The organism is Sphingomonas sp. PP-CE-3G-477, assembly GCF_003050745.1.
Taxonomy (GTDB): Bacteria; Pseudomonadota; Alphaproteobacteria; order Sphingomonadales; family Sphingomonadaceae; genus Sphingomonas.
Genome location: NZ_QAOF01000016.1, coordinates 1 through 10,937 on the forward strand (window position 1 = coordinate 1; position 10,937 = coordinate 10,937).

A 10,937-nucleotide genomic window follows, 5' to 3' on the forward strand; every position below is an offset into this window, starting at 1 on the left:
ATCGGATGTAGAAGTGCGGTAACGCATGGAGCTAACCGATACTAATTGCTCTATTCGCGCTTGAGAGTCTCACACCATCAATGACAACACTGGGTTCGCCCAGTTAGCCATCAGATGCGTGCGGATGATTAAGACGACGCCAGATTGCCAATCCCCTCGCCGTCGAGGGATTGGTCACAATACAAATACAAACCTTGCACGGTATCGATTTTAAAATCCTCAAGCTTCGCAGCAATGTGGCGCCTGAGGGACCCAGATATGACGCGTACGCATGTCGCACCGGCTCCATTGCCTGGTGGCTATAGCGTCGGTGTCCCACCCGATCCCATTCCGAACTCGGCCGTGAAACCCGACTGCGCCAATGGTACTATCGCTCAAGCGATGGAAGAGTAGGTCGTCGCCAGGCATTGAAGCCCGTGCAACATGCATACGCACACATATCACAAACCCATTCACAAACGTCTCATACACACCCAACGCACGCTAGCCGTGCCGTCGCGGGGTGGAGCAGCCCGGTAGCTCGTCAGGCTCATAACCTGAAGGTCACAGGTTCAAATCCTGTCCCCGCAACCAAATCCCCAGGCAATACAACCACATACCAACACCCCCTCGCGCAAGCCGGGCGCTTTCTGCGTTAGCACGCCGCTAGCACAAATTTGACTTTTGCCGGCAACTGTAAAAAACTGCGCTTATTGGTCCACTTTGTACCGGTAGCGTCGTTATGCAGCGGCACGAAATCCTAGGCGGAAAAGTCCAGATCTACAGGCGGGCAGAGGGCGGAAGCTGGCATTGCTCCGCCTCTGTCGGCAACAAGCAGCGCCGATCGAGCACCAGGACGGATAGTCTGGCGCTCGCCAAGCAGGTCGCGGAGGACTGGTATCTCGGCCTGCGCGGCAAGCTTCATGCCGGCGTGCTGAAAAGCGAGAAGACCTTCAAAGAAGCAGCCTCACAGTTCATCCGCGAGTATGAGGTGATCACCGAGGGTCAACGCAGCGTCCGCTGGACCCAGGGGCATGCCATCCGCCTGCGGATTCATCTGCTGCCGTTCTTTGGCGATATGGGCCTGTCGGAGATTACCGCGGGCAGGGTGCAGGAATACCGCGTGCATCGCATGTCGTCGCGCGGCGTGGCCAACCCTCACTCGCGCAGCAACCGGCCGGTGACCGACAAGGCACCGGCCTGGAAGACCATCCACAACGAGATCGTGACGCTGCGACAGGTGTTGCATACCGCTGTCCGCCACGGCTGAACGCCTGTTCGTCGAACATACGAGGGGGGCCGCTGCGTGAGCCTCAAGCTGCGACGCATCACCGCCAACAACTTCCGTAAGTTCCGCGCGCCGGTCACGATCGATGGGCTCTCCGATGGGCTCAACATCGTGGTCGAGCCCAACGAGACCGGGAAGTCGACCCTGCTCGAGGCAATCCGCGCATCATTCGTCCACCGGCATCCGCTGGAAGCGCCGAAATTGGGCTAAAAGAAGCTATCGCTCGCCAGAATGAAGCGCTCACCGAGTTGGGCGTGGAGAACATCGCTGGCGCACGGCAGCGCAACGACACGGCACGGGATGCGGCTGGTGAGGTGAAGACACTTTCCGCTCAGCTAGACGCAAGCGCCCCCGCAGATCCCGAACTCGGACTTGCTGCCGGCGTAGCCGCACTCAAGCTGCTCGTAACGGACTTGCTGGCCGAGGCGCAAGACGAGAACGACGACGAAGCGTCGCCGGTTCAAGCCTTCGCTGACGCGGTCGATGTCGCCGAGACTTTGCTTGCCCGTGCTGAAGGCGCGCAGGAAAGTGCGGCGACAGTCCTTGCCTTGATCGAGGAACAGGAACGTCCATTGGCTGCCACCGAAGCAGGGGCGGCCAGCGACTTTCAAAACGCGGCAAGCCAACTTGAACAGATCGAAAAGGGACGGGGGTTCGCGAACCTTGAACGGGATCTGATCGGCGCAAAGAAGAAGGCGGCGGAAACAGCCACTATTCTGAACGAGGCCGAGCGCAACGCCAGTGCCCACGACCCGCAAACGATCGAGCGCGGAATCGCGAATATCGACGTGCGTCAGGCTGCCGCCAGTGAGATGCGGCGACGGCTCGAAACTGACATTGCCCGATTAGAGGGTACGATTGAAAGCGAGGGCGGCAAGGGGCTAGCCGAACGCGCTGCCGTAGCGACAGAAGAGGCCATGGCTGCGGAGCAGGCACTTGGCCGAACCGTAGAGGAAGCGCAGACGCTCAAGCTGCTGCGGGATACGTTAGAGGAAGTTCGCACCGAGACCTCCCGGACCTATGTCGGTCCGGTCACGACCCGAGCCAAACGACACATCGAGCGCCTTCTGCCCGGCTCGGAACTCCTATTTGCCGATGACCTCGGGCTGGCGGCGATCAGTCGCGGCGGTTCGCCCGAAGATTGCGTCAGCCTCTCAAGAGGCACGCAGGAACAGCTCGCCGTTTTAACGCGGCTTGCGATCGCCGATTTGCTGCGGGAAGAAGGACGTCCGGTATCACTCATACTCGACGATCCGCTTGTATATGCCGATGACACGCGGTTGGACCTAATGACCGAGATTCTGACGGAAGCCGCTCAGCATATGCAGGTGATTTTGCTGACCTGCCGCGAACGGACTTTCCGCCACATAACCGGCAACAGGCTAGTCCTATGACTTTGGCTTTGAAAGATAGATGTCGATTACGTACCTTATCATCCCTTTGACGACTGGATGGAGGGCGCGCAAAAAATTTGCCTGACAGCATTGGGGTGAGAATGGCGCAAGCCTACTGGAAGATAATTGACGAGGTTCGAACCTCTGGGTCCGATCTTTACCTCCAAAAGGGTGAGTACCATTTCTTTGATGGCCGGCCAGCCGAAGAAGGAGTGCGCTTTATTTGGCGAGTGAACGGAAAGCAGCAAGCTAGACCCGCACGAATGGATAGCCTCGCCTCCGCGCAAGTGCTGATCAACCTCGCGCGATTGAAGGGCTGGAATTGAACCTCAGGTTACCGGGAACGGGTTACGTAGGTAACGGCCCGGCTGATGGATCAGCGCCCAAAAAGCCGGTCTTGCGCGTGTCGGTTCTAATCCGGCAGGGCGCAAGGTATTAGTGTTTGAGCTCGGGAACTGCGTTGACAGCGGTCCATTGGATTCGTTGCCCCTTGGCTACCGGCGGGGACTACCTAAACGTATTGGTCAGGGCGACGTACTGCCCCTCGCTGTGAGTCGTCGCACCGTGGCTCGCTATATGTAACCAGTTCCGCTCGTATCAAAAGCTAGAGCGGATCTCGTGACCAGTCAAAATTTGCCGCGATCAATGAAAAAGCGCACGCACTAGTGATGCAAGCGAGAATGATGTCCTGTTGTACACGCGGTTGTAGGCAGCTTTTTTAGGATTTGTGAACCATCCATAACCGCGTGGGGCTTTCAGCCCTAGCGTATTCCGGATTATGCGCTTGGTTGATGTGCGAGCCGGGATGCTTTTGCGTAAGCTTGGTTTTCTCATTCCGAACTTCATGCCCCGACGCTATGCTGAGTTAAGACCCGCATCAAGCACCAAGCGAATCGCGGTTGCCTATGTATATACGAGGACCAAGAATGGACGACTTTGATCAGGTTGCGTTTTCCGGTGCAGAGTTTGCTGAGAACCCCGAGCCACGGTGTGCCTGCCTTCTGCTTCTCGATAATTCCGGGTCTATGGGCGGGCGCCCGATGGACGAGTTGAACTCGGGCCTGCAAGCGTTTCGAGACGAATTAAATTCAGACAGCCTCGCCGCCAAACGCGTTGAAGTAGGTATCGTAACTTTTGGTCCGGTCGAAGTCGTGGCTGATTTCACCAGCGCAGCGAACTTCTATCCGCCCGTGCTCGAGACGGCGGGCGCTACTCCAATGGGCGCCGCTATCGAGCGGGGCATTGATATGCTTCAAGCACGGAAGCGCGACTACAAGGCAAACGGGGTCTCCTATTACCGGCCCTGGATCTTCTTGATCACCGACGGTGCACCGACTGACAGTTGGTCGCGCGCAGCGGAGCTGATCAGGACTGGCGAGGACAACAAGGAATTCATGTTCTATCCTGTTGGCGTGGAGGGCGCCAACCTGTCGATCCTTAGCCAACTCTCGGTTCGGGCGCCGCTTAAGCTCAAGGGGTTGGCGTTCCGTGAACTTTTTGCCTGGCTTTCGAGCTCGCTCGGTTCAGTTTCACGTTCCAATCCAGGCGAGCCGGTGCCACTGGCCAATCCGACCGGACCGGACGGATGGGCCACGGCCGGTTAAGTGGCGGAATGGACCTGGGCCTCGGCGAGACGCCGTGGCACTTCTCACATCAAGTCCGGGACGCCTTGCCAGGATGCCGTTCTTTCTGCGACCGTTCGTGATGGAGGACGACTGCTCGGCATTGTTTCCGATGGCGCAGGCAGCGCGGCGCATGGTGGCCCGGGCGCCTTCATCACAACCAGAACCATGGTGGAAGTGCTGCTTGCACAAACACCCTCATCAGTCGATCTCCCTACAGACGACGACATCTGGTCGGGATTGGATGCCGCGCGTGATCGGATCGGATTGGCGGCAGCAAGTCGTGGATTGAGCCCCCGGGACTTCGCCGCGACGATGGTGCTGGCAATCGCCGACAGTGATGGCGCCGTCCTTGCTCTTGTGGGGGACGGTGCTGCCGCAGTCAGAACGGATGGCGTCTGGTCCGTTCCATCTTGGCCTGAAAATGGGGAATATGCATCGACTACGTACTTCGTCACCGACGAACCTCAGGCTCGCATGCGCATCGTACGCTTGCAGAAGGCGCCGGACGCCATAGTGCTCATGAGCGACGGATTGGAGCGGCTCGCGCTCGATTTCGCGGCCCAAACACCCCATCATCCGTTTTTCGAAACGATGGTAAAACCGGTTGAGACCAGCGTGACCGTGGGACGCGACCAACGGCTTAGTCAAACTCTCGCCAACTATCTTGGTCGTGATGCAGTCAACGCACGCACCGACGACGACAAGTCATTGCTCATCGCGGTGCGCCGGTGAGGCATAAGACGCTTGCCCTTGAGAACGGCGACTCCCTTACAGTGGGCGAACGTATCGGCCGCGGCGGGGAGGGGGACGTGCACGTCATTACCGATGACCCGTCTCACGCAGTCAAGCTCTACACTGTCACTGACTTGGACGAGCGACGTGATAAGGTCCGAGCAATGGTGCGCGCCAACCTTGCGGCCAAGTCCGATCTAGTCGCGTTCCCCGTTGCGATTGTTAACAGCGGTGGGCGGTTCGCTGGCTTTACCATGCGTAGGATTACCGGAAGAAAGCCGCTTCACGAGCTCTATTCGCCCGGTGCTCGCAAGTCGGCGTTTCCCCGCGCGGATTATCGCTTTCTCGTGAGAACAGCCGCAAATATCGCGCGGGCCGTCGGAGCTGTGCACGAGACCGGGTGCGTAATTGGCGACGTCAACCATTCGGGCATCCTGATAGCCGACACCGCGACCGTGGCCCTAATCGACGCCGATTCCTTCCAGTATGTTGAGGGTGGTCGTCGGCACGCCTGCCGAGTAGGCGTACCAGAATACACACCGCCAGAGTTGCAGGGGATAAAGCTCCACACGGTAGAGCGTCGAGTTGAGCATGACCGCTTCGGCTTGGCGGTGGTGGTCTTCCAGCTGCTATTCATGGGACGCCATCCGTTCTCCGGCACGTACTCTGCGGGCGAAATGCCGATTGAGCGCGCTATCGCGGAGCATCGGTTCGCCTACAGCCGCCAACGCCAAGTCGGTATGAGACCGCCTCCTGCCGTACCCACCCTCTCTGACATGCCTGCTCCAATTGCCGCTGCACTGGAAGAGGCATTCTCACCAGGCGGCACCAGACCTGAAGCCAGGCAATGGGTGCAGTTGCTAACGAGCATGGAGCAGAACCTTCGCACGTGCGCAAAGTCAAAGCTTCATCACTATTCCGCGGAGGCCAGCGAGTGTCCTTGGTGCCGAATGGAAAGCAAGCAGGGCATCGTGCTTTTTCTTCCGCACGCGTCTGTCGGATTACAGACGATTCCCTCGGATCCTGGGGCAGCCGTCTTCAATCTGGGCGCAGCTTGGGCCGCGATTCAAGCCGTACCACGTCCTGCTTCCGCTATACCGCAGCCCAATCTTCCGACGATTTCGGTTGTCGCGAGTGAACAGGCCATCGCTGCAAAGCGCGCAAGGCGGATGCGCAAGCTGCTGGGCATCGCGGCTCTCATGTCGGCAGTTGGCGGTCTGATTGCTTTGCTTGCCGCTTGGCCGGTCTGCGGAGGCCTAGCCTGGTTCGGACTCACGAAACTGTTCAGCGACGACGCAACCACCCGGACAACCCGAAAAGAAAAGGCCGACATCGACAAGCGGGCGGACGCCGCGATGGCAGACTGGCAAAAGCGTGCTAGTGATGAGCCATTCCGTAAGTTGTCGGCCGAGCTTTCAGCAGTACGGGCAAGCTACATACGTTTGCCTGAAATCGAGCGCCAGAAAATTTCGGAATATCAACATAACAGGCGAGCTGAACAGCTCAAGGCCTATTTAGACTCATTCCTGATCCGACGACAGAAAATCAAGGGCGTTGGGGACGGGCGAGTAGCGACGCTGTTAGCTTACGGAATCGAAACCGCATTGGACGTCACCGAACACGCTGTACTGAACGTACCCGGATTCGGACCTAAGACTGCGGCAAACCTTCTCGTGTGGCGCCGGCAGCTAGAGACCCGCTTCGTGTACAACGAGCGTCCCAATGCGGTCGATGCCGCTCGGATGGCGGCCATCAAGGCGGATATTGTCAAGCAGGCGACGGGAATGAGGCATAAGCTGCTTGCCGGACCAGCTGCGCTAGCACGGAGCAGGGCTGACATAGAGGCGAGGAGACAGGCAGTCGATCCGCAGCTTGCGGCATTGCATGCGAGGCAAGCACAATTGGTCGCCGACCTAAACGCGTGATGGCTATTTCGAGGACGGCCTCGCCAACGGCATATTGATTAGTACCAAATAGTGGCAATTATCTAGGTACCCTCTGGCGCCTTAGGAGATGGAGGACGGCGTCTGGCTGCTGCCGGCACCGCTCACGCACCGGCACTACCTCGACGATCCGACAGCCGATTTTGATACGATGGCCGTGCCGGAAGCACGGCTGCGCATCGGTGTCGCGCACGGCTAGTCGCCAGGCCGAGCGACGACGATCTTGCATCGCTGGCAAGGGAAGGAATGCTCGGCGCCGCTGCTGCCAAGCTGCACGCGAAAGTGAGGGCAGCGAAACCATCGGACTCGGTATCCTGGAAAGGCCAAGCTCGCCCACTCTAAAGTCGGTACCTAGATCCTGCCCTTGCTAATCAACTGCCGGGCTGAAAAGGTCAGCTTTGACCCGATCTGGGCGGGTCGAGCCATATGCTTTAAGCGCTGATGGCTGCCCAACCTTACGACCAAGTTTCCCCGCGGACGCTTTCTGATGGCCGAGGCCGATCTTTATAGCAGGCGACGCGCTTGATCTCCCACTGATTACACAACCAGCCTACTTAACGCCGTTTGAGTCCGCGGCGAACGAGCGCGAAATGCGGGACCGTCTCTAGCGTTTTGAATTACAGGCAGAACCTCGTTGCTTGATCAAGTGAGAGAGCTCTTGTCGAGCTTTCGGGCGGCGATATGCTTGGGGCAGCGGCGGTTAAACGTAGGTGAAAAGAGGGGGGGGAGGATATCCCGTTATCTGGTGAAGCGGATTAGCCGCCATCAGACGTCGATCGGCGGTAGCGGACGTTCGTTCAGGGGGCTCGTTGTCGCTGCCGATGCGCCGGTTGTTACCCCGATCGATTCGGGATGGTGGTTCTAACGAACAGGCTTAAAGCGCTAACATGATGACGAGGGTCGGACGGCGGACAGTGTGATGGTAAAAATTCGGAGCTTGCTGTCCGTTATGAGAGATACTGACATTGTACGGGTCGCTACGCATTATCTGCTTCAGTGGTTACACTCGACGGTGGCCCCGCCCCCGAAATCGCCTGTAATCGCGATTACAGCTCGCCCAGAACGGCGTCGCGGACTGCGAAAGCTTGCCTCAAAAAGTCATGGCCTAAAGGAGGCCGTGCCGGCGTGAATATTACCGACTATCACGCGAAGTTTATCGCCTGTGAAATGACGAGGCGACAAGGTGCCGGGGGAGCTGAACGGTTGGCAGGCGCCTTTGCAAGCGCTCAAGTCGATCTCAATCCCCATCAGGTGGATGCCGCCTTATTTGCGTTTGGCTCACCTCTATCAAAAGGCGCCTTGCTGGCTGATGAAGTAGGACTGGGAAAGACAATCGAAGCCGGGCTTGTGATCGCACAGCGCTGGGCGGAGAATCGGCGACGCATACTTATCATCACACCCTCCAATCTGCGCAAACAATGGCACCAGGAACTGAGCGAAAAGTTCTTCCTGCCCTGCCAAATTCTCGAAGCTCGTTCATTCGATGCGACGCTAAAATCGGGCGTTACCGATCCGTTCGAGCCGGACAATTCAATCGTCATTTGTTCCTACCAGTTCGCCCGAAACAAGGCTGACGAGGTTGGTAGAACGCCTTGGGACCTCGTGGTCATCGACGAAGCCCATCGTCTCCGAAATGTCTACAAGCCGTCCAACATAGTGGCAAATACGCTGAAGGAAGCATTGGCTTCCAGAACGAAGCTTCTGCTTACAGCGACCCCACTGCAGAACTCTCTCCTTGAGTTGTATGGCCTCATGAGCTTCATCGACGAACACGCGTTCGGCGATCTAAAGAGCTTCCGCGAGCAGTTTTTAGGTTCCGCCCAAGAGCGCGCACTGCCTCTTTTACGCGAGCGCTTGCGGCCGTTTTGTCACCGGACGTTGCGTCGGCAGGTCACGGCATATGTGCCCTACACGCGTCGATTTGCGATGGTCGAGGAGTTTACCCCCGCGGCCAGCGAAGATCGCCTTTACGCGCTGGTTTCTGGATATCTCCAGCGCGATACACTGCGGGCTCTTCCGGCTGGGCAACGCGCGCTCACAACATTGGTCTTGCGAAAGCTCCTTGCTTCATCGACCTTTGCCATAACCGGAGCGCTTGAAGCGATGGCACGTCGGCTGCGGGCGAGCCTAACCGCAGGTGTCGCTGACGCGGAACGGTTGGCCGACGACTACGAAGCCTTGGAAGCCACTGCCGAAGAATGGGGCGACGAAGACGCCGAACCAGTGTCGCAGGCGGACCGAAAGGCGGTCGCGGAGGAGGCTGCGGAGCTTGAGTCTTACGCTGCACTCGCGGCCTCGATCGAACAGAATGCTAAAGGAGAGGCTCTCTTAAAAGCGCTGGCGATCGCGTTCGAGAAAGCGAAGGAACTTGGCGCCGAGCGCAAGGCGATCATTTTTACCGAGTCCCGTAGAACCCAAGCCTATCTTCTGCGACGGCTTGCCGAGAGCCCTTACGCCGAAGGCGTGGTTCTGTTCAACGGCAGCAACACCGACCCTGGCTCCCGGCAAATCTATCAAACTTGGCTTGAACTGCATCGTGGATCCGACCGAGTAACAGGTTCTAAGACCGCAGATATGCGCTCTGCTCTCGTGGATTACTTCAAGACCGAGGGCCGTATCATGATCGCAACCGAGGCGGGCGCGGAGGGTATCAACCTCCAGTTCTGCTCGCTCGTCGTGAACTACGATCTCCCTTGGAACCCGCAACGCATCGAACAGCGCATCGGCCGGTGCCACCGCTACGGGCAGAAGCACGACGTCGTGGTGGTGAATTTTCTTAACCGTAAGAATGAAGCTGACAAACGGGTCCATGAACTTCTTTCGGAGAAGTTTAAACTATTTGAAGGGGTTTTCGGCGCGAGCGACGAAGTGCTGGGCGCGATAGAGGCAGGCGTGGATTTCGAGAAGCGTATCGCGAATATCTATCAGCAATGCCGCCAGCCCGCGGAAATCAAAGTGGCATTTGATCAGTTGCAGAAGGAACTGAGCGCCGAGATCAACGCAGCTATGACCCAAACGCAGGTCAAGCTCTTGGAAAACTTCGACGACGAAGTCCGAGAGAAGCTAAAGACGACCAACGACGCCGCAGTTTCATCGCGTGATCGGTTTGAGCGAGCGCTGATCAATGTGACTCGGCATGAACTTGCAGAATTCGCGACATGGCAGGGCGAAGACGCCTTCCGTCTGAACGTCCAGCCGAACTGGATAAAGGGCAACATTCCGCTTGGCCTTTACGAGTTGCCAAGACGGACCGGTGAAGCGCACCTTTACCGATTAAATCACGCACTTGGTGCAGCCGTTGTGGCGCGGGCCAGCAGCCGAGTTTTGCCACCGGCCGAGGTGACGTTCGACCTGAGCGGACACGAGGGAATGATCAGCGCCCTAAAACCTTTCTCTGGTCAAAGTGGCTGGCTTACGGCTGAACGGCTGACGGTCGAAGCACTCGGTCAAACGGAAGACCGGGTATTGCTGACCGGCATCAGCAATGCGGGTCAGCCGCTCGACGACATGGCGTTGCTCAGGCTCTGGACTGTGGGCGGAAAGGTGGGAGAACTCGCTACCATCCCAAACAGCGTAAGCGATGTGCTTCGGGACGCGCTTGCCTTAAAAACGAAGACGGTGCGCGAAGAGATTGGACTGCGCAACGCACGTTTTTTCGAGGACGAGGCCATCAAGCTGGATGGCTGGGCGGACGACCTAAAGATTGGATTAGAGCGAGAGATCAAGGAGATCGATCGTCAGATTAAAGACGCTCGTCGCGCCGCCATCGGCGCGGTGACCCTTGAGGATAAGTTGGACGGACAGAAGACAATCAAATCGCTAGAGGCGACCCGTTCCGCCAAAAGACGTTCGCTGTTTGAGGCGCAAGACAATATCGATGCGCACCGTGCCGGGCTTATTGCCGATATCGAAGGACGTATGGAGCAGAAGGTGAAAAGCGAACCACTCTTTACCGTGCGCTGGCATGTGGCATAGC

General features: G+C 58.0%; 8 protein-coding genes, 1 tRNA gene and 1 rRNA gene. All 10 read left to right on the plus strand.

What is annotated here, in order from left to right; genetic code table 11:
* Nucleotides 1-291 precede the first annotated feature (291 nt).
* The 10 genes from rrf (at nt 292) to C8J45_RS18075 (ending at nt 10,936) form a co-directional block, all read left to right on the plus strand.
* Nucleotides 292-406, plus strand: a 5S ribosomal RNA gene (gene rrf, locus C8J45_RS18025).
* Between the two features lie 90 nt (nt 407-496).
* A tRNA-Met gene (locus C8J45_RS18030) sits at nt 497-573 on the plus strand.
* Nucleotides 574-721: 148 nt separating this feature from the next.
* Nucleotides 722-1,249 (plus strand): hypothetical protein, encoded by a 528-nt coding sequence (locus C8J45_RS19675; RefSeq protein ID WP_258191526.1) that lies wholly within the window; start codon nt 722-724, stop codon nt 1,247-1,249.
* 36 nt (nt 1,250-1,285) lie between these two features.
* On the plus strand, nt 1,286-1,477 hold the full coding sequence (locus C8J45_RS18040; protein ID WP_107964531.1) for an AAA family ATPase: 192 nt from the start codon (nt 1,286-1,288) through the stop codon (nt 1,475-1,477).
* A 44-nt stretch (nt 1,478-1,521) separates the two neighbouring features.
* Nucleotides 1,522-2,661 (plus strand): ATP-binding protein, encoded by a 1,140-nt coding sequence (locus C8J45_RS18045; RefSeq protein ID WP_146168663.1) that lies wholly within the window; start codon nt 1,522-1,524, stop codon nt 2,659-2,661.
* Between the two features lie 926 nt (nt 2,662-3,587).
* Nucleotides 3,588-4,265: a VWA domain-containing protein gene (locus tag C8J45_RS18055; RefSeq protein ID WP_107964537.1), complete on the plus strand. Its 678-nt coding sequence runs from the start codon at nt 3,588-3,590 to the stop codon at nt 4,263-4,265.
* Entirely contained in the window at nt 4,266-5,018 is a 753-nt protein-coding gene (locus C8J45_RS18060; RefSeq protein WP_107964539.1) for a PP2C family serine/threonine-protein phosphatase, read from the plus strand. It begins immediately after the preceding gene.
* A 41-nt stretch (nt 5,019-5,059) separates the two neighbouring features.
* Complete coding sequence (locus C8J45_RS18065; RefSeq protein ID WP_181321284.1) at nt 5,060-6,943, plus strand: helix-hairpin-helix domain-containing protein; 1,884 nt, start codon at nt 5,060-5,062, stop codon at nt 6,941-6,943.
* Between the two features lie 88 nt (nt 6,944-7,031).
* Nucleotides 7,032-7,160, plus strand: a complete 129-nt coding sequence (locus C8J45_RS18070; protein ID WP_258191527.1) for a hypothetical protein — start codon at nt 7,032-7,034, stop codon at nt 7,158-7,160.
* A gap of 926 nt (nt 7,161-8,086) precedes the next feature.
* The gene (locus tag C8J45_RS18075) at nt 8,087-10,936 is read left to right on the plus strand and encodes a DEAD/DEAH box helicase (RefSeq protein ID WP_258191528.1); all 2,850 of its coding nucleotides are present in this window, start codon (nt 8,087-8,089) and stop codon (nt 10,934-10,936) included.
* Nucleotide 10,937: the final 1 nt, after the last annotated feature.